The sequence below is a fragment of the Paraburkholderia sp. RL17-347-BIC-D genome (assembly GCF_046027915.1).
GTDB lineage: Bacteria > Pseudomonadota > Gammaproteobacteria > Burkholderiales > Burkholderiaceae > Paraburkholderia.
The window spans coordinates 186,832-206,429 of sequence record NZ_JARESS010000005.1; the positions used below are offsets into that span (position 1 = coordinate 186,832).

The window sequence follows — 19,598 nt, forward strand, 5'->3', positions numbered from 1 at the left end:
ATGTGTTCACGCGCGCGTTCAGCGCTCGCCTTGCCTCATTTCGCCTTCTCATTTCATCGTGATGTCATCGATGTGGTCGCCACCGGGCGGCACGCTGATGAGCCACAAAAGAATCAAGGACAGGCCGCCGCCGAAGCTCCAGTTCAGCCAGTCCGCAGGCAGGATGAAAGGCATCATCAACTCCCCTTGTATTCAGCCGCGCTGGCAGGCGACATCACCGCCGGCTTTTTCTTGTCCGTCGCAGCCGGCGACGAAGCGCCGCCAGAAGACTTGTTCACTGGCGCGCCATCCAGAGAAATGGCGGACTTGGGCTGCTGCTTCGTGCCCGGCGGCGGCGCAGTCGGCGCCTGCCGGACCTGGGCCAGCAACTGCGTGCACGGCAACGGCTTGTTGTTGCTCGGCGCGAGCAGCGGAATCAGCGCCGCGAACGGATTGAGCAAACCGAGGCCGACCGCCGCGCCGCCGCGCAACGCCAGCGCGGCCGCGTTCACGCCCACGTGCGGATCCTTGAAGGTGCCTTTCACATAGAGCGGCGAGCGCAGCGAGAACACCCTGAAACCCTTGGTATGCGGATGCACGCCGAGATCCAACGATTCGTCACGCATGTTCACGTTGCCGTCGATATCGATCACGGCGTCGTCCGTATCGAGCGCGAAGACGCGTGACTCGAGCACGCCGTTGGTCGCGACAAAATCGGCGGCCGCGCAGTTGATCTTCACGTCGCGATTGCCGAACAGCTTTTCATACACCACGTTCGCCACGTTCAGCCCGGCCGCTTCCATCAGCAGGCGGCTCACCGTGCCGTCCGTCACCAGCGCCTTGACCTCGCCGTTCGACGATGCCGCGAGCGCCGCCGGCGAATTGCCCGTCGCGGTGAGCGCGGCGTCGCCGTTGATTTCACCGAGCGCGTTCTGCATCGTCTTGAAGCTCGGGAACAACTGCTTGAGCTTCAAATGCCGCGCCGACGTCGCGAAGCGTCCTTTGAGCGGTGTCGCGCTGCCGTCCAGATGAATGTCCGAAGCGAGCGTGCCGCCGGCCACGCCGAACTTCAACGGTTCCAGCGAGAGCACGCCATCGGTCATCACGACGTGCGTGTACAGATCCGTGATAGGCAGATTCACGTCCTTGACGATGCGCCGGCCAGTGAATTTCACGTCGGCGTCGATCGCCTTCCAGCGGTCGGTGCGGAACTCCTCGACCGGCAACGCCTTGCTGGACGGCTGCGCCGTCGCATCACCGCGCTTGGCTTTGCTCGCGTTCGAATCCGCGCCGATCACCGGCGCCAGATCGGAGAATTGCAGCAGATGCGAAACCAGTTCGCCCTGCAACAGCGGACGCGGTTCACGCGCCGTATACGTCAACGAGCCGTTGATATCGCTGCCGCCGACCCGGCCTGTAAAATTTTCATACTTGAAGACGTTGCCGGTGGACTTGAACTGGCCGACGAGCCGCCCCTCGGTCGCATACGGCGGCGTGTCGGGCAAGGTCACGCCGGTCAGCGAATAGAGGCGCGCCATGCTGTTGCCTTGCAGCCAGAGGCGCAGATCGACCGCCGCGAGATGCGCGGGATCGGTGATCGTGCCGACGAGGCCGACATGCAGATCGCCCGCCTTCACATCGGCCTGCACCGGGAACGGCCGGTTCGCGTCCTGCAACGCCAGCACGCCGCCGACCTTACCGCTGCCCGACACCGGCGTCTTGTTGTAAGTCCCTTTGACGGTCCAGCCGATGGCGTACGGCGGAATCTCCTGCTTCGCGCCGCCCTGAGCTTGCGCCCCGCTCGCGCCCGAAGCCGATGCCGGCGCGGACGCCACGACTGCCCCGCTCGCGCCCGCGGCGACGGCCTGGCTGGCGCCCTTCGAGCCGCCCGCGACCAGCCCGCCCGAAGCGCCCGTGGCCGCCGTCGTACCGGACGCGGTGATATCCGTCGACGACGCGCCGGAGGCTGCCGCCGCGGACGCCGCCGCGGCTTCCGACGCCGCCTGCGCATTCGCCTGCTGCGTCAGTTTGTTCGCACCCGACTTGCCGATTGTCTGCGCCGAGGAACTGCGCGATGCCGCTTCCTGCTGCTTCATCGCTTCGCCGATCGGAATCGGCTGGCCGAGCGTGTCGATCGCCATCTGCAAATCGACCTTCTTCTGCTGATCGGATAGCGCGATATTGCCCTTGGCAAAGGCGATATCGTGCAGATCGAGCTTCCATTCGGAAGGCCCGCTGGATGACGCCAGTTTGAAGGTCCAGTTGTTGCGGCCGTCGAGCACGCGCTCCAGATCGACCGAAGGATTCACGAGGTTGATCGTGGGAATCACGATATCGTGCGCGAGCAGCGGCAGCACCTTGACCTGGAAGTCGATCTCGTCGAGCGTGGCGAACTGCGGCTGCTTGGTCCAGTCCGGATTGCCCACGGTGATATTGGCCGCCGAGAAACGCGGCCAGGGCACCCAGCCTCGCCAGCCGGTCTCGCCGACCGGATGCCGCCAGCCGACCTTCAGATCGCCGTTGATGGCGAATGGCCTGCCGATGGCTTGCGTGACCTTGTCGTTGATATAGGGTCTTGCCCGGTTCCAGTCGAAGGTCATGATGAAAATGGCCAGCGCGACAATCAGAATGACGATGATCGCCAGCAGCCATGCGATGATTTTCCCGATCCGCCTTCCGATCGTGCTCGACACTGCCATTGAGAAGCTCCGCTATTTTTTTCTACGTTGAGCACCGTTCAGCACGTTGCGTGCCCGGTCCGTGGCCGGCAAGCGCTATGCCTTTGCCGTTTTATCATGTTGCACACGCAGGTCGCAGCGAGCTTCGACCTTACGCATCCCCCATTACAAATTCACTCATGACCGATGTTCCCTTCGTCCTCGCCGACGGCATCGTCCGGCGCGATGCCGTGCGCGGCCAGACGCTACTGCAGCCGACCACCTTCGTGTTGCACGCGGGCGACCGCGTCGCCATCACCGGGCCGTCCGGCTCGGGCAAGAGCGTGTTCCTGCGCGCCCTTGCGCTGCTCGATCCGCTCGATGCGGGACGCATCATGTGGCATGGCGCGCCGGTGGAGCGCACCGCTATTCCGCGCTACCGGCGCAACGTCGCGTATATCCGGCAACGGCCCGCGCTGCTCGACGGCAGCGTCGAAGACAATCTGCGCTATCCGTTCGAGTTGCGCACGTATCACGACGTGCGTTTCGATCGCGCGCGCGCGGCGAGCCTCGCCGCTCAGGCCGGCCGCGGCGACGACTTTCTCGACAAGCGCTCGAGCGAGTTGTCCGGCGGCGAGGCGCAGATCGCCGCGCTGATTCGCGTGCTGCAACTCGCGCCCGAGGTTCTGTTGCTCGACGAACCCACCGCGTCGCTCGACCCGGAGTCGTCGCATGCGATCGAAGGTCTGGTGCACGCATGGTTCGACGCCGATCCCGGGCGTCATGCGTCGATCTGGGTGTCCCACGATCCGGCGCAAGCCACGCGCATGAGCGCGCGGCATCTGACCATGCGCGCCGGCGTGCTCGACGAAACCGCGCATCGCGAGCTACCGCCCGCGCATCAGGATCACCAGGAGTTCGGCCAATGACATTGCAAAACCTGAGTCTGTGGGATGTCGCGATTGCGGCGCTGCTGATCGTCGTGAACGGTGCCGTGTCGGTGGCGCTCAAGCTCGATCTCGAGCGCAAGCTGGCGTGGGCCGCCGTGCGCACCGTCGTGCAGTTGCTGGCGATCGGCTACGTGCTCGGCTGGGTGTTCCGTTACGACCGCTGGTACGTGGTGCTGCCGCTGATGATCGTGATGACGCTGATCGCCGGCTTCGCGGGCGCGCAGCGCGGCAACCGCACGTATCGCGGACAACGCGCGGACAGTGTGCTGTCGATCTGGGTCAGTTCGTGGCTGGTGGCCGCGGTCGGGCTGTTCGTCGTGATCCGCATTCACCCGTGGTACGAGCCGCAGTATGCGATTCCGATTCTCGGCATGATCCTCGGCAATACGCTGACCGGCGTGTCGCTCGGCATCGAACGGATGACCGAGGAATTGACCGCTCGGCGCGACCGCGTCGACATGGCGCTCGCGCTAGGCGCGACACGCTGGGAAGCGGCGCAGGCGCCGGCGCGCCAAGCCGTGCGCGCGGGCATGATGCCGACGCTCAATCAGATGGCCGTGGTCGGCGTGGTGAGCCTGCCCGGCATGATGACCGGCCAGGTGCTGGCCGGGCAGTCGCCGTTGCAGGCGGTGCGCTATCAGATCGTGATCATGTTCCTGATCGCCGCGTCGTCGGCCCTGGGGACGGTGGGCGCGGTGCTGCTCACGTACCGGCGGCTCTTTTCGGCGGAGCACCGCTTTCTGTCGGCGCGGCTGGTCGAGCGGGCCGCGGTGCGGCGCTGAGGCGCGCTCCGACCCGCCGCTGTGCCCTCAATCACACGCCTGACTCAACGCTTCGCGCTGATCGCGACTTCCGTGCCGTCGCTGAGCGTGAGCGTTTTCGTGCTGCCATTGACCGGCATCGTGAATCGCACAATCTGACTGACGGTCACGTCGTTCGGACACTTGAGCGTTTTGCCGCCGCTCGTCACGGTTTTCACGCCCTTCGGCGTCTGCGCCTGGAAGCTCAATTGCACGGTCGCCGTGCCGTCGCCGCCGACGACTGGCGCGAACCGGATTTGCGTCTGCCTGATCATCGCGCCGTTGGTGTCGATCGGCAGCGACGCGTAGTTCGGGCACGCATCCGTCGCGGGAACCGGACCACCCGGCGGCACGGTCTTCCACGTGAAGTCGTCCGATTCGCCGGAGCGGATCGTGCGCGTTTCCTGCGAATTACCGAACTGTTTCGACGTGACGCGCACCGTGTAGCGGATCGGGCCGTCGAGGGCGGATTGGGACGTGACCGTGATCGGCGTGGCGGCGTGAGCCACCGGCACGAGCATGCCGGGCGCGAGCGCGCATGCGAGAGAAGCAACAACTGAAACGGCGGAGAGTCTGAAGCTCATACTGTCACCTCGTTGTTGTGCCGCTGCGCGCCCGCTTCAGCGCTACTGCTCACGCACCGCCCGACTGGACGACGCCGGGCTGCGAGACACGCAACTGTTTTAGCATGATGCCCTGCCAGTCTAACGCCAAGCGACGCTGCGCGCGCTGCCCGCGAATCGGGTGTTAACCCGCTTGCGGCGACGCGTTTTCTGCGCGTGTGGCGGCTCAGGCGCACACACGCGCCCGCCGCGCCGCACTGCTGCAAATCGACACGCCGCGTCGCCCAATCGCCACGTTTGTTGCGCATCAAATGAACATGGCCGGCGCGCATTGCTGCGACGCCGGCCATGTTCGTTCAGGCCCGGTTCAGGCGAATTGCGGCTTACTCGTCGAATCCCGTCAGCACCAGTTTGCCGATCGCGCGCCCTTCTTCGAGCAGCTGATGCGCGCGGCGCAGATTCGCGGCGTTGATGGCGCCGACGTTCTGGCCGACGGTCGTGCACAGCGTGCCCGCGTCGACGAGACGCGCTACTTCGGTCAACAGCTTGTGCTGCTCGATCATGTCCGGCGTGCCGAACATCGAGCGCGTGAACATGAACTCCCAATGAAAGGCGGCGCTCTTCGCTTTCAACAATTCGACCGGCACCGGCTTGCTGTTTTCCACGATCGTGCAGATGCTGCCTTGCGGCTTGATCACCTCGGCCGCGGCCGGGAAGTTCTTGTCGGTGTCGTTGAACATCAGCACGTAATCGACCTGGTCGATGCCGAGCTTTTTCAATTGCGCGGGCATGTCGCCGAAATGATCGACGATGTGATCCGCGCCCAGTTCCGTGGCCCATTTGGCCGACTCGGGCCGCGACGCGGTCGCGATCACCTTCAGCTTCGCGAGCTGCTTCGCCAGTTGAATGCCGATCGAGCCGACCCCGCCCGCGCCGCCGACGATCAGCACGGTGCGGCCTTCGTCCGCGCCTTGCGGCGACACGCCGAGACGGTCGAACAAGGCTTCCCATGCGGTGATCGCGGTCAGCGGCAACGCGGCAGCGTGGCTGAAATCGAGCGACGCCGGCTTGCGCCCGACGATCCGCTCATCGACCAGGTGGAACTCGCTGTTGGCGCCCGGCCGTGTGATGCTGCCCGCATAAAACACCGGATCGCCGACCTTGAACAGCGTGACGTCCGGTCCGACCGCGACTACCGTGCCGGCGGCGTCCCAGCCGAGGACGCGCGGCGTCTTTTCGACCGTGTCTTTCGGCGCGCGCACTTTGGTGTCGACCGGATTGACGGAAATCGCCTCGACCTTGACCAGCAGGTCACGACCGGTGGCTTCCGGTTTCGGGATTTCGACATCGACCAAGGCTTCGGCTTGATCGATCGGCAAATAGCGATAGAGACCGACGGCTTTCATACATGCTCCTGTTGGTTCAGACGAGGTTTGAAGGATCGCGGTTTTTGCGGGCGGCCTGTCGTGCCGTTTGCGCGTCATCGATCCCATTGGCGTCATCCTAAGGCGGATCTTATTCTCTTAAAACCGTCATAATGGCTGAAACATCTTTTTGAATTTCAGAAGAATGAACCTTCCGGCCTCATCCACACGTACCTCGTCCGGAGAACGGGAGCGCCTCGATCTGCTCGACGTCGCCCTGTTCGTGCGCGCCGCGCTGCTGGCCAACGTGTCGGCGGCCGGGCGCGAATTCGGGCTGTCGGCGGCGGTGGCCAGCTCCCGCATCGCGCAGCTGGAAAAGCTGCTCGGCGCGCGTCTGTTGCACCGAACCACCCGCCGCATCAGCCTCACGCAGGACGGTGAAGTCTTCATGACGCGCGCCGAAGCCCTGCTCGACGCGGCCGCCGCCGCACGCGCCTCCGTGGGCCGGGCGCAGGCCGAGCCGCAGGGCCGCTTGCGGGTCTCGATGCCGTCGTCGTTCGGGCGGCAGCACGTGTCGCCGGTGATCAGCGAATTTCTGCGCCGCTATCCCGGCGTGAGCGTCGATTTGCGGCTCACCGATAAGTTGGTCGATCTCGTCGATGCGGGTATCGACGTGGCGATCCGCGTCGGCGTGCTGAAGGATTCGTCGCTGGTGGCGCGGCGCCTCGCGGTGAATCGGCGGGTGCTGTGCGCGGCGCCCGCTTATCTTGCCGGGCGCGGCACGCCGCATCATCCTTCGGACCTCGCGGAGCACGAGTGCATGATTCTGTCGGACCAGCGCGACTGGGTCTTCGTGACGCCCGCCGGAGCGCTCGAGGTGCGCGTGAGCGGGCGCCTCGTCACCGACAACGGCGAAGTGATCCGCGACGCCCTGCTGGCCGGTTTCGGCATCGCGCTGAAATCGACCTGGGACGTCGCGCCTTATTTGCGCAGCGGCGAACTGGTCAGCGTGCTGGACAGCTATCCGCTCGCCGAGAACGTGGCAATCTGGGCGGTGTACCCGAGCCGTTCGTTCGTGCCGCCGAAGACGCTCGCCTTGATCGAATTCCTGGCGGCGCACTTCGGCGATCCGCCTTACTGGGACAGAGAGCCGGGCTGAGACAGATGCGCCGGCGACGGTGCCCGAATCGATACGTCGTCAATGCTTGCCGCGTGCTCCGCCGGCGCCTTTGCCGTCGGAGTTGACGTCGGTGTGCGCGTCGTTCTGCGTCTTTTGCTGATACTCGTCGCCGCCGCGGCGGTCGGTATCTTTCAGCCCGCGTTCGAGATCGCGATGCGCCTGCTTGCCGATATGGCGCGGACCGTCCTCGTGCTGCGATTCGGGATCCTGATCGGCTTCATGCGGCAGCGGCGCGGCAGCTTCCTGCATCGATTTGGGTTGCTTCTTGGCATGCGGGTCTGCCTGCTTGTCGCCGTCGGACGATTGCGGTGAGGTCTTCATGGTCTTGCTCCTTGTCGTTCTGAATCGGGTCCGTCGAAGCGCTTACTCTGCGTCATCCAGACGCTTCTTCATGGCTGCGGTGATGCGCTGACGCGTCTTCGTATAGTCCGCCCACGGGTCGCTTTTGAGGTCGGCGAGGCGCTCATGCAAATTCTCGATGGTCCATTGATCGCCGCCCGTGGTGCTGGCGACTTCATCCCACGAAAGCGGCACCGATACGCCCAGGCCCGGACGCGCCCGCGCCGAGAATGCGGCGACCGTGCTAGAGCCGCGGTTGTTGCGCAAATAGTCCACGAAGATTTTCTGCTTGCGATTCTGCGCGCCCATCTTCGCGCTGAAGTACTTGGGCAGCGTCGCCGCCATGTGTTGCGCGACGGCTTGCGAGAAGTCCTTCACTTCGTCCCAGCCGGCCTGTTTCGCGAGCGGCACGACCACGTGGAAGCCCTTGCCGCCGCTCGTCTTGCAGAACGACTTGAGGCCGAGTTCTTCGAGTAGCGAACGCGTCAGTTGCGCGGCTTCGATCATGCGCTCCCAACCCAGCGACGCGTCGGGATCGAGGTCGAACACCACGCGGTCCGGCTTTTCGATATTCGACACGACGGCATTCCACGTGTGAAATTCGACGGTGCCCATCTGCGCCGCGCCGACCAGCGCCTTGAGCGTATCGACGGTGATCAGCGCCGGATGGCCCGGATCGAGGCCTGGATGCTGCGTGACATTCGGAATCGACAGCTTCTGGCTGTGCTTCTGGAAAAACAGCTCGCCGCCGATGTCCTCGGGCGCACGCACCAGCGACACCGGGCGATCTTGCAGATGCGGCAGCATCCAGTCGGCGACCGATTCGTAGTACTGCACGAGATCGATCTTGCGCGCGCCGCTGCTTTTGTCGATGACGCGATCGGGATGCGAGATGCGGACGCCTGCGACTTCGGCGGGAGCGGACGCGGTGCTTGATTTTGTGGCTTTGCCTTCGGTTGCTTTGGCTTTGGTGGCGGAGGTTTTCGTTGCAACGGTTTTCGCAGCACTGGCCTTCGCGCTGCCTGTCTCCACGCCGCGGCTCTTCATGCCGACGTCTTTCGCGCCCGCCGTTTTTGCCTCGGCCTTCGAACTCGCCGCGGCGGTTTTCCCCTCGCCGGATGCGGCCGCAGTACTGACGGAAGTTTTCCGCGCCACACGTTTCTTCGGCGCTTCGTCGGACCCAGAATCGGTTTGCTGTTGCACGTCGGCTCCTTGGCGAGGTGTTTCCTTGACGATCTGGCGCGCCGGCTTGTCATTGCGCAGACTCACGAACGACGCCTGACGCACGATGCCCTCGCTCGTCCATTCCGCGAAATTGCATTCGGCGACGAGCACCGGTTCGACCCAATGCACCGGCGTGCGACTACGCTCGCGCGGCGCGGCGGCAAACGGCATGCGCTGGGTCGCGTGCGCGTCGAGTTCTTTCTTGACCGAGCGCAGTAACGCCGCGTCGAAGCCGGTGCCGACGCGGCCCGCATACTGCAATTTGCCTTTGCCGTCGTAGACGCCGAGCAGCAGCGCGCCGAACGCCGCGCGGCTGCCGGACGGTTCCGAATAGCCGCCGATCACGAACTCCTGGCGTCGGCGGCATTTCAGCTTGATCCACGTCGACGAACGACCCGATAGATAGCCGCTGTCGCGCCGTTTGCCGATGATGCCTTCCAGCGCCATATCGCACGCGCTCCTCAACAGATCTTCCGCGCTGAAGTCGAAATTGTTCGAGAAGCGCAGGACGCTGTCGTCGACCTCTTCCATCAAGGCGCGCAGAATCGCGCGGCGCTGTTCGAGCGGCACGCCGCGCAAGTCGTAGCCGTTCAGGAACGGTATGTCGAACAGGTAGACGATGATGTCTTGCGGACGGTTCGCATCGAAGGCGTTTTGCAGCCCCTGAAAATTCGGCACGCCGTTCTGGTCCAGCACCACCGCTTCGCCGTCGAGCCATGCGCTTTCGATGCCGAGTTGTTCGAACGCCTTGACCTGTTTGCTGAATTTCGCGGTCCAGTCGTTGCCCGCGCGAGTGAATACTTTAACTGCGCTTCCCTTGGCGTCCCGATCGATTCGGGCCAGCACTCGGTAGCCGTCGAACTTGATTTCGTACGACCATTCATCGCCGGGAGGCGCGGCGTCGACAAGCGTCGCCAGTTGCGGTTTGAACGTCGCGGGCAAGCGCGCTTTCACCGCGCCCTCGATCGAGGGCGAGGCGGCTAGTTCGCGCAGCGACTGCGCGTTGCGCGTCGCTACGATGTCGGGTCGCTTGGGATCGGCGCGGCTCGATGACGCGGCTTTCGCGCTGTTCTTGCCGGCTCGTTTTGCGGCTGGCTTCGCATCGGAAGCCCCAGCAGTCGCTATTGCGGCTGCTGCGGCTTTGCCAGTGCCCTTGGTTGCCGCTGTCCGCGTCGTTTTCGTGTCTTTACCCGCCGAGGCGCCGACGCTGAGCACGCTGCCCGGACGCTTCTTCAGAATGTCGTAGTCGCTCTCATCACGCGCTTCATCGTCGCGTTCCTTGATCAGCAGCCACTGCTCCTTGTCGCCGCTGCCGCGCATATGGCTGCGCACCAGTGTCCAGCCGCCTTGCAGCTTCTCGCCATGCAGCCGGAACTTGAGTTTGCCGGCCGCGTATGATCGCGCCGCTTCCGCCGCGCCGCCGACCGGTTCCCAGGTGCCGCGATCCCACACGATCACGCTGCCTGCTCCGTAGTTGCCAGCTGGGATTTCGCCTTCGAACGAACCGTATTCAACCGGATGGTCTTCGACATGCACCGCAAGCCTTTTTACCGACGGATCGAGGCTCGGCCCTTTCGGCACCGCCCATGAGAGAAGCGTGCCGTTCAGTTCGAGCCGGAAGTCGTAGTGTAAGCGCCGCGCGTCATGCTCCTGAATCACGTAGGAGAGCGCTTCGTCGGCTGCCTGTCTTGTCGTTTTCCGGGCGCCTTGCTTGCGACTTGCACGCGCGCCCGATGGCTCCGGCGTTTCGTCGAAACGGCGCTTGCGGTTGTAGAGGTCGAGTCTGTCGTTCATGGCGATGACTTCGTCGTGAGTGGCTCAGCGCGACGTTGACGATCAGGCCGCTGCCCGACGTTTGCGGGCCGCTGGCGTGGCTGCCGTCTTGGCAGCTGCACGGCCGCCGGTGCCGCTGCCGCGCGTGGTGGTCTTGCTTGCCGTGCGCGTCGTGCGCGGTTTCTTGCGGGCTGGAGCCTCTGCTTCGGCATCAGAGTCGTCCTCATCGCCGTCCTCGTCCGCGGCGCGCTTGCGGCCGGCCGCCGCCGGCTTGCTCTTGCCGCGTCCAAGGCTGCGCTTGAGCAGGTCCGACAGATCGAGAATGTCGGCGGATTGACGCGACTCGTGCGGCGCTTCGACTTCGGTGATTTCCTCGGTCTTGCCCGCGCGAATCTTGCGATCGACCAGCGCCATGATGTCGTCGCGGAAGGTATCGTGATACTGCGACGGATCCCACTTGTCGCTCATGTCGTCGATCAGCTTCTTCGCCATGTCGAGCTCGCGAGCGGACACGCCCGCGGCTTTGACACCGTCGGCCGGCAGCTTGAAGTCGTCGAAATCGCGCACCTCCGCGGCCCAGCGCAGCGTGTTCAAGGCCAGCACCGGACCGACCGGAATCAGCGCCGCCAGATGCTGCTTGTTGTGCAGCACGACGCTCGCCACGCCGATCTTGCCCGACGCCTTCATGGCTTCGCGCAGCAACGCGTAGACCTTTTCACCCTTGCGGTCGGGCGTGAGGAAATAAGGCGTGTCGAGATAGAGAAACGAGATGTCGGGGGCGTCGACGAACGCGAGAATATCGACCGTTTGCGTCGACTCGGGGTTCGCCGAGCGGATCTCGTCGTCCGAGAGCACGACGTACTTGTCCTTCTCGTACTCGAAGCCGCGCACGATGTTCTCGCGCGTCACATCCTTGCCGGTGCGCTTGTTGATCTGCTTGTAGCCGATCGGATCGATCGTGCGCTTATCCAGCAGATTGAAGCCGACTTTCTCCGACTGCGTCGCCGGATACAACTGCACCGGTACGTGGACGAGGCCGAAGCTGATTGCGCCCTTCCAGATCATGTGTGCCATCGTGCGCTCCCCTAGGCCTAAGACCTGACGTCAAGCAGCAAGCGTGCCACCGCTTGTCAGCCATAGCCGGCGCGCGCCGCCATTTGACGGCCTCATACACAGGCTGTAAGTCTTGCGTCAGGTCTGCAAAAGCTACGCCGTGCGCTACGCCGTTTGGGATCCCGCCGGTTCGAGTTCGAGCGGCACCGCGGCGAAGCCGCGAAACCGCACGCGCCCGCCGCGCGTGGGCTCGCCATTCAGGCGATAGGCCGGAAAGCGCTCGACGAAACGGCCGATCGCGATGCGCGCCTCGAGCCGCGCGAGCGACAACCCGGCGCACTGGTGGATGCCGAAACCGAATGCAAGGTGCCGGTTCGGATCGCGGCGAATGTCGAAGCGGTCCGGATCCGCGAACTGCTCGGGGTCGCGATTGGCCGCACCGATGCACAGCGTGACCGGCGTGCCGCGCGCCACCGCGACGCCGCCGATCTCGGTGTCGACGGTCGCCATGCGGTTGCCGAGCTGATTCGAACTCTCGAAACGCAGACACTCCTCCACCGCCGATCCGATCAGCGACGGCTCGCGCAGCAGCGCCTCGCGCTGCTCGGGCCATTGCGCCAGCGTGACGAGACCGTTGCCGATCAGATTGGTGGTCGTCTCATGACCGGCGTTCAGAATGAAAATGCAGTTTTGCAGCAACTCCGCTTCGGACAATTGCTCGCCGCCCTCTTCGCCCTGAATCAGACGCGTCAGCACGTCATGCTGCGGGTCGCCCGGCTCGCGCCGGCGTCGCGCGACCAGACCGCGCAAATAGTCGACGAATTCGCTCACCGCGCGATTGCCGCGTTCGAGCTGCGCCTCGGTGAGCGACGGCTCGAGCGCGCCGAGAATCGCGAGCGACCAGTCACGCAGCGGCTCGCGTTCCGCGTGCGGCACATCCAGCAGATTACCGATGATCTCGACCGGAATCGCCGACGCGAACTCGCCGATCAGATCGATCCGGCCGCGTTCGGCGGCGGCATCGAGCAAGCCGTCGATGAGGCGCACCAGTCCCGGCTCCATGGCCGCGATGGCGCGCGCCGTCAGCGCCCCGGCGATCAGCTTGCGCACTCGCGTATGGCGCGGCGGGTCGTTGAAGACGAGACTCGTCGTGTGATGCGCGTAGAGCGGCGAGTCGCCGTACTTCGGCTTGAATTCGACGGTCTTGTCGGAGCTGAAGGTTTTCGGGTCGCGATAGACCGCCTGCACGTCGCGAAATCGCGTCAGAAACAGCGAACCGTCCGGCATGCGCTTGACCGGCTCGTGAGCGCGCAGCGCGTGGTAGACCGGATACGGATCGGCATAGAAAGCGGGATTCAGGTGGCGCAAATTGAAGTCGCGCGCAAGAGTGGATGCGTCGCTGGCGGTCGCCGGGGGCATGCGTTGTCTCCGTAGTGATGCGCCTCGTCATGGGTGCCGGTGTGAGCGCATAGCGACGTTGCGCACCGCGTGTGGTGGCGCGGCCGCCGGCCGGTGCGCTTACTGGCTGCGAGGCGTTGTTTGTTCGAAGCGCCAGTATGGACCGCGCGCCGCAGGTTTGCACGGCGCGACGTGCGGCGCGGCGTGCCCGGTGGATTGCAAGAGGTGCGGCGCGACGCAACGTCCCAAGCGGATTGCAACAGGTACGGCTCAGCGCTACATGCCGATCGCAAGAGGCGTGGCCAACCGGCGAACCGTTACAATAGCGGGATTTTCCGCGCGCGCCGCGCGTCCGTCCTTTTCCGCGTTACTGCGTCGTCGTCCATGAACCTCGTCATTCAAAGCTCCGCGCCCCTTTCCGCCGATCATCACAAAGCGCTCGTCGCGCTCGCGCGCGGTTCGCACGCCAGCGTCATCGACGCGAACGCGATTCGCATTGCCGACGCAAATGTCGCCCAGCGCGCCGACCTCGACGTGTATTGCGGCACCCACCAACTGGACTACGCGTTTGTCGAAGCCGGCCGTCAGTTGAGCGACTTCGGGCTGGTCGCGATGGACATGGATTCGACGCTGATTACGATCGAATGTATCGACGAGATCGCCGACTTCTGCGGGCTGAAAGCGGAAGTGGCCGCGATCACCGAGGCCTCGATGCGCGGCGAAATCAAGGACTTCAACGAAAGCCTGACGCGTCGCGTGGCGCTGCTCGAAGGCCTCGACGCAAGCGCGCTCGAACGTGTGTACGAAGAGCGGCTGCAACTCTCACCGGGCGCCGCGCAGATGCTGGCTGGTGCGAAGGCCGCTGGGTTGAAAACGCTGCTCGTGTCGGGCGGATTCAACTTCTTCACCGAGAAGCTGAAGGCACGTCTCGGCCTTGATTTCACACGCGCGAATACGCTTGAAATCGTGGACGGCAAGCTGACCGGCAAGGTGATCGGTGAGATCGTCAATGCCGATGTCAAAGCACGCACACTGCGCGAAACATGCGCGCAATTGGGCATTGAACCGAGCCGGGCGATCGCCATGGGCGATGGCTCGAACGATCTGAAGATGATGGCCGAGGCCGGGCTCTCCGTTGCGTTCCGTGCGAAGCCGGTAGTGCGCGAAGCGGCCAGCGTGGCGTTCAACCATGTCGGGCTGGACGGGCTGCTGCGCCTGTTCTGACATTGGTTCGATGCGCTGGCCGATGCAATGACGGCCAGCGCTGGCAGTGACTCTATTTTTTCAGAATGTCCGTTGTGAGTACCACGATCATGCTGATCGCATCAAGGCTCACGATGATCGTGGTCCACATCAAAAAGCGTGGGTAGATTTCCTCTGAGACTAGCCACAACGAGAATTTTTTCATGATTGCCTCCTTGAGAGGACCAGTATAAATGCTGCACTATCTGAAAAATCTAAATGAGCAGCACATGTAGGAATGCAAAGAAAGCTGCGGCAGCGAGCGTGAAGAAAATTGACAGTGCTATTTCCGTTGGCGAAAAGCTTCCATTTGCAAGTGATCTGTTCCGCTGCGCCGCCGTCGCCCTTGCCCGTCCGGAATGTGGATTGACCAGCGCCGACATCACGAGGCCGGAACAGGCAAATGCCATCACACACAGCCCAACCGCACAGTACGCCAGAACCGACGCCTCGCCACGGCCCCGCTCCAGCGCCGTCACCACCTCATAAAGCGCCGACGCAAACAGCCCGATCGCACACCAGAACAGTTGGCCGTCTTTCACGGATCCGGCGATCAATGTCTTCGCGACGCGCCAACCGTGCGCGGGTGCCACAAGCGCTAGCGTAAGATCGGGCCGATGATCGGCACGCCGAGATTCAGCAACATCCAGAAGAAAAAATTCATCGAAGCTCACCATGGTGCGGCAACCGTTAGTCGGGATGCACGCCATCGTAGCGTCGAGATTTCACGCCGAACATTCAGCCGAATGGTTAGGCTTACTGGCTACCTTGACACACACTGTTGACAAGAAAAAAGCCCACCGGGAACACGTCCCGATGGGCCTGCTTGTCCTACGGAAAAACGTCGCTCGGACGTTTAACCCAGTGCCGCCAGAGACTGCTCCATATCCGCACGCAAGTCCGCCTCGGCTTCGAGCCCGATATAGAACCGCACCAACGCCCCGCGATGCGGCCACTGCCCCGCCGTGCGCATCGACGCGACGTTGTACGGCATCACGAGGCTGTGCGCCCCGCCCCAGCTCCAGCCGAGCGAGAACAGATCGAGCGACTCGCAGAACGTGTCGATTTGCGCCGGGCTGTAGCGGCCGTCGAACACGACCGAAAAGAGCCCGCCCGCGCCCGTGAAGTCGCGTTTGTAAAACTCATGGCCCGGACAATCGGATAGCGCCGGGTGCAACACCGCTGAAATTTCCGGCCGCGTCTTCAGCCATTTCGCCAGCCCGAGCGCCGCGCGATCATGCTGCTCGAAGCGCAATTGCATGGTCGGCAGGCTGCGCAGAATCAGCGAGCAGTCATCCGATGAGACGCCGATGCCCATGCGCATGCGCGCCGCTTTCAGCTTCAGATGCAGCTCGCGATCGACGGTGATGGTCGCGCCCATCAGCACGTCGCCGCCGCCCGATTGATACTTGGTGAGCGCCTGCACCGAGATATCGACGCCGTGATCGAACGGCCGGAAACCCAGCCCCGCCGACCACGTGTTGTCGATCGCCGTGACGACGTTGCGCGCGCGCGCCGCCGCGGTGATGGCGGGCACGTCGGCCACTTCCATCGTCACCGAGCCGGGTGCTTCGAGCCAGATCAGGCGCGTGTTCGGCTGGATCAGATCGGCGATGCCCGCGCCGATCATCGGATCGTAGTAGCGCACGGTGATGCCGAAATCGCGCGCCAGCCAGTCGCCGTGATCGCGGTTCGGCGAGTAGACGTTATCGGGAATCAGCACGTCGTCGCCGGCTTTGACGAGGCCGAAATACACGTTCGAAATCGACGACAGCCCCGACGGCTGCAGCAACGCGTGGTTGCCACCCTCGATGGTGGCAAGGCGTTGCGCCAGCGCGAGCGAAGTCGGCGTGGCATGCAGGCCGTAGCGCCATTGCGCGTCGTTTTTCCAGTCGAGCGCGCGCATGGTCGCGAGATCGGGGAACACGACCGTCGATGCCCGCGTGACCGGCATCGAGAACGACTCGAAGCCCGGCGTGAGCTGGTCCTCGGCACGCACGATGCGGGTTTGCAGACCGCGTTGGAGTTTGGATTGGGTCATGGTGAGTTTCGTTGAGAAGCAGACGGAAACGGAGGCACGCGGTTTCAGGGCGCGCGCCGCACACGCAAGAGTAGACGAGCCGGCAGGATTTCGCTTGAGAGACAGCGCGCGAGTTGTTGGGCGCCGCGGCTGCTGGTTCACTCGCCGGTTTGCAAGTTGCTGACGCCGCCCACGGCGTGGCCGCCGGTAGCGGCGGCGCTTGAAGCCGGCACCGTGGCAGCGCCCGCGGAAGGCTGCGGCGCAGCCTTGTTCGCGGCGCTCGCCGGCGCGCCGGCAGGCGGCACCGCCTGCCCCGCTGCCAGCGGTTTCAGGTCGAACGGCTGCGGGTCGGAATCATCGACGTTCATGCGGTCGCCCGCCACCGAGCCGTCCGCCGCGAACTTGCCGACCCAGTTGCCGGTGATATGCGTGCCGTCGTTCGATTCCTCGACTTCGAGCGTGTCACCGTCGCGGTCGCCCGCGATCAGGATCACCGCGCCGGTATCCGTGAACTGATACTCACCGTGGACGCCGGATGGGTCGTCGCTTTTCGGGCCGAGCTTCAGCACGATCTGGCGCGAGCCCAGCATGCCGGCGTAGCGCGGGAATTTCGCGAATTCGGGGCTCGGCTTGAGCGGCAACTGGATCGGCGGGGGCGCCGCCAGCTCCTTCACCGCGCCGCTTTCCGCCCATGCCTGCGCGGGCAGCATCGCCGCTGCGCCGGCACACAGCAATGCGGCGACGCCCGTCACTACCCAACCGCGCCGGCGCACCGCACCCTTCATCGCTTTCAATTCCCGCATCCCTTCCTTCCTCATTGCTCGATACCGCTTGCTACTGACATGCCGCGCATCAGATCCGTTCGAAGATCGCCGCGATGCCTTGCCCGCCGCCGATACACATCGTGACCAGCGCATAACGCCCGCCGATCCGCTGCAGTTCGTACAGCGCCTTGACGGTGATGAGCGCGCCGGTCGCGCCGATCGGATGGCCGAGCGAAATGCCCGAGCCGTTCGGATTGACCTTGGCCGGATCGAAGCCCAGTTCCTTGCTGACCGCGCAGGCCTGAGCGGCGAACGCTTCGTTGGCCTCGATCACGTCGAGGTCGGCAACGGTCAGCCCGGCGCGTTCGAGCGCCTTGCGCGTGGCTGGGACCGGCCCGATGCCCATATACGCCGGATCGACGCCGGCATGCGCGTAAGAGACTAGCCGCGCCAGCGGCTTGATGCCGCGCTGTTCGGCGACGCCGCGCTCCATCAGCACGACGGCCGCGGCGGCGTCGTTGATGCCCGACGCGTTGCCCGCCGTCACCGTGCCGTTTTCTTTCGCGAACACCGGCTTGAGCTTCGAGAAGTCTTCCGCCGATGCGTTCATGCGCGCGTGCTCGTCCGTGTCGAATACGACGTCGCCTTTCTTCGACGGGATCGTGATCGGCAGGATCTGTTGCTTGAAGTAGCCGCTCGTGATCGCGTTGGCCGCGCGGCGATGCGATTCGAGGGCGAGCGCGTCCTGCGCTTCGCGCGAGATGTCGTATTTGCGCGCGACGTTCTCGGCGGTCACGCCCATATGGATCGACTGGAACGGGTCGTTCAGCGCGCCGACCATCATGTCGACGAGGCGCGCGTCGCCCATGCGCTGACCGAAGCGCGCGGCCGGCATGGAGAAAGGCGCGCGGCTCATGTTTTCCGCGCCGCCGCCGATCGCGATATCAGCGTCGCCGAGCAGCACGCTTTGCGCGGCCGAAACGATGGCCTGCAGGCCGGAGCCGCACAAACGGTTCACGGTCAACGCCGGCGCATGTTGCGCCACGCCGCCGTTGATCGCGGCCACACGCGCCAGGTACATGTCTTTCGGTTCGGTATGCACGACGTTGCCGAACACCACGTGGCCGATTTCGTCGCCCGATACGCTGGCGCGCGCGAGCACTTCACGCACCACGCGTGCGCCGAGATCGGTCGGCGAAAAATCCTTCAGACTGCCGCCGAAACCGCCGATTGCCGTACGCACACCGCTTACCACCACTACGTCCCGTTGCATCGCTCGCTCCTCTTCCAGTCTCTAAAGATCATCTTGCCTCGGCGGGCCGCGCTCCATAGCGCGCGTGTTCAGCCCGCCAGAAGTTGTTCGACTGTCGCGCGCGGCGGAATCGGCGCCACCGCGCCGTAACCTTGCGTGGACAGCGCCGCGGCGACGTTCGCATAACGCGCCGCTGCGAATGGATCGTCACCCGCGACGATGCGCGCGATGAACGCGCCACCGAAGCAGTCGCCCGCACCGGTTGCATCGACGGCATTGACGACGTGGCCCGGCACGACGCGCCGCTCGTTCGGCGTCGCGATATACGAGCCCTCTTTGCCGAGCTTCAGCGCAACGACGCTCGGACCCTGCGACAGCAGGAAATCGACAATCTCATCACGGCCAGTCAAGCCGGTGAGGTCGGTGACGTCGTCCCAGCTTGGCAGGCAGATGTCCGTCTGGCGGATGGCTTCGAGCATCACCGCGCGCGCCCGCGCGAGCGGCCACAGCTTCAGACGCAGATTGGTGTCGAAGCTCACGCGCACGCCGTTGGCGCGCGCATGCGCGATCGCTTCGAGCGCCGCGTCGCAAGCGCTCAGGCTGATCGCGAGGCTGATGCCGGACAGATGAATCACCTTGGCCGCGGCGATCGCGTCGAGCGGCAGATCGTGCGGCGCATAGCGGCTCGCGGCCGAGCCGGCGCGCAGATAGTCGAACGCGTGGCCATTCGGACCGTGCGACACGAAATAGACGCCAGTGGGCGCCTGCGGATCGACGCGCACCAGCGACGTGTCCACCTGTTCACGTTCCCACAGATCGACCAGCAAACGCCCGAAGTGATCCGCGCCGACCGCGGACACGAAACCAGTCTGCGCGCCTTGACGTGCAGCCGCGATACAGAAGTTCGACGTATCGCCGCCGAAGCCTTGCAGATAGTTCGGCTGGTCTTTCGCCGACTGGTTGAATTCGATCATCGCCTCGCCGAGCGCGAGGATCTCGGGGTGCCGTGCTTGCGGCACTGCGGCCGTGCTCACCGTCAT

The 19,598-nt window shown here is 64.5% G+C and carries 18 protein-coding genes; 4 read left to right on the top strand and 14 right to left on the bottom strand.

Annotated elements, in window-relative coordinates; genetic code table 11:
* Nucleotides 1-48: 48 nt before the first annotated feature.
* Both P0D96_RS09640 and P0D96_RS09645 read right to left on the bottom strand, forming a co-directional pair.
* On the bottom strand, nt 49-177 hold the full coding sequence (locus P0D96_RS09640) for a hypothetical protein (protein ID WP_279388571.1): 129 nt from the start codon (nt 175-177) through the stop codon (nt 49-51).
* Nucleotides 177-2,678, bottom strand: coding sequence for an AsmA family protein (locus P0D96_RS09645; protein WP_408313183.1), 2,502 nt, complete (start codon nt 2,676-2,678; stop codon nt 177-179). The genes P0D96_RS09640 and P0D96_RS09645 overlap by 1 nt, the downstream gene beginning before the upstream one ends.
* A gap of 158 nt (nt 2,679-2,836) precedes the next feature.
* On the opposite strand from P0D96_RS09645, the gene P0D96_RS09650 reads away from it, so the two are divergent.
* A complete protein-coding gene (locus tag P0D96_RS09650; protein ID WP_408286734.1) occupies nt 2,837-3,565 on the top strand; it encodes an ABC transporter ATP-binding protein in 729 nt (242 codons plus the stop codon).
* Complete coding sequence (locus P0D96_RS09655) at nt 3,562-4,368, top strand: ABC transporter permease (protein WP_408313185.1); 807 nt, start codon at nt 3,562-3,564, stop codon at nt 4,366-4,368. The genes P0D96_RS09650 and P0D96_RS09655 overlap by 4 nt, the downstream gene beginning before the upstream one ends.
* Before the next feature lie 44 nt (nt 4,369-4,412).
* On the opposite strand, the gene P0D96_RS09660 is transcribed toward P0D96_RS09655, so the two are convergent.
* Together P0D96_RS09660 and P0D96_RS09665 are read right to left on the bottom strand one after the other, a co-directional pair.
* The gene (locus P0D96_RS09660) at nt 4,413-4,970 is read right to left on the bottom strand and encodes a DUF6013 family protein (protein WP_408175534.1); all 558 of its coding nucleotides are present in this window, start codon (nt 4,968-4,970) and stop codon (nt 4,413-4,415) included.
* Nucleotides 4,971-5,332: 362 nt separating this feature from the next.
* Complete coding sequence (locus P0D96_RS09665) at nt 5,333-6,355, bottom strand: zinc-binding alcohol dehydrogenase family protein (RefSeq protein ID WP_408313188.1); 1,023 nt, start codon at nt 6,353-6,355, stop codon at nt 5,333-5,335.
* A 163-nt stretch (nt 6,356-6,518) separates the two neighbouring features.
* Here P0D96_RS09665 and P0D96_RS09670 point away from each other — a divergent pair, with 163 nt between their 5' ends.
* Nucleotides 6,519-7,472: a LysR family transcriptional regulator gene (locus tag P0D96_RS09670; protein WP_408313191.1), complete on the top strand. Its 954-nt coding sequence runs from the start codon at nt 6,519-6,521 to the stop codon at nt 7,470-7,472.
* A gap of 39 nt (nt 7,473-7,511) precedes the next feature.
* On the opposite strand, the gene P0D96_RS09675 is transcribed toward P0D96_RS09670, so the two are convergent.
* The 4 genes from P0D96_RS09675 to P0D96_RS09690 form a co-directional block, all read right to left on the bottom strand.
* Complete coding sequence (locus P0D96_RS09675; RefSeq protein ID WP_408175538.1) at nt 7,512-7,814, bottom strand: hypothetical protein; 303 nt, start codon at nt 7,812-7,814, stop codon at nt 7,512-7,514.
* 42 nt (nt 7,815-7,856) lie between these two features.
* On the bottom strand, nt 7,857-10,850 hold the full coding sequence (ligD, locus tag P0D96_RS09680) for a DNA ligase D (protein ID WP_408175540.1): 2,994 nt from the start codon (nt 10,848-10,850) through the stop codon (nt 7,857-7,859).
* A 42-nt stretch (nt 10,851-10,892) separates the two neighbouring features.
* Entirely contained in the window at nt 10,893-11,903 is a 1,011-nt protein-coding gene (gene ku, locus P0D96_RS09685; protein WP_408175541.1) for a non-homologous end joining protein Ku, read from the bottom strand.
* A 144-nt stretch (nt 11,904-12,047) separates the two neighbouring features.
* Nucleotides 12,048-13,301 carry a cytochrome P450 gene (locus P0D96_RS09690; RefSeq protein ID WP_408313195.1) on the bottom strand — a complete coding sequence of 418 codons (1,254 nt, stop codon included), beginning with the start codon at nt 13,299-13,301 and terminating at the stop codon, nt 12,048-12,050.
* 363 nt (nt 13,302-13,664) lie between these two features.
* Here P0D96_RS09690 and serB point away from each other — a divergent pair, with 363 nt between their 5' ends.
* Nucleotides 13,665-14,504, top strand: a complete 840-nt coding sequence (serB, locus tag P0D96_RS09695; protein WP_408313198.1) for a phosphoserine phosphatase SerB — start codon at nt 13,665-13,667, stop codon at nt 14,502-14,504.
* Between the two features lie 52 nt (nt 14,505-14,556).
* Here the strand turns inward: serB and P0D96_RS09700 are convergent, their stop codons facing one another.
* From P0D96_RS09700 to P0D96_RS09725, 6 genes are all read right to left on the bottom strand, one after another.
* A complete protein-coding gene (locus P0D96_RS09700) occupies nt 14,557-14,688 on the bottom strand; it encodes a hypothetical protein (RefSeq protein ID WP_408288062.1) in 132 nt (43 codons plus the stop codon).
* A 49-nt stretch (nt 14,689-14,737) separates the two neighbouring features.
* Nucleotides 14,738-15,199 carry a hypothetical protein gene (locus P0D96_RS09705; protein ID WP_408288065.1) on the bottom strand — a complete coding sequence of 154 codons (462 nt, stop codon included), beginning with the start codon at nt 15,197-15,199 and terminating at the stop codon, nt 14,738-14,740.
* 179 nt (nt 15,200-15,378) lie between these two features.
* Nucleotides 15,379-16,563 carry a cystathionine beta-lyase gene (locus tag P0D96_RS09710; RefSeq protein ID WP_408313200.1) on the bottom strand — a complete coding sequence of 395 codons (1,185 nt, stop codon included), beginning with the start codon at nt 16,561-16,563 and terminating at the stop codon, nt 15,379-15,381.
* Nucleotides 16,564-16,700: 137 nt separating this feature from the next.
* Nucleotides 16,701-17,345 carry a hypothetical protein gene (locus P0D96_RS09715; RefSeq protein WP_408288069.1) on the bottom strand — a complete coding sequence of 215 codons (645 nt, stop codon included), beginning with the start codon at nt 17,343-17,345 and terminating at the stop codon, nt 16,701-16,703.
* 49 nt (nt 17,346-17,394) lie between these two features.
* Nucleotides 17,395-18,579 (bottom strand): beta-ketothiolase BktB, encoded by a 1,185-nt coding sequence (gene bktB, locus P0D96_RS09720; protein WP_408288072.1) that lies wholly within the window; start codon nt 18,577-18,579, stop codon nt 17,395-17,397.
* Nucleotides 18,580-18,647: 68 nt separating this feature from the next.
* Complete coding sequence (locus tag P0D96_RS09725; protein ID WP_408288075.1) at nt 18,648-19,598, bottom strand: sugar kinase; 951 nt, start codon at nt 19,596-19,598, stop codon at nt 18,648-18,650.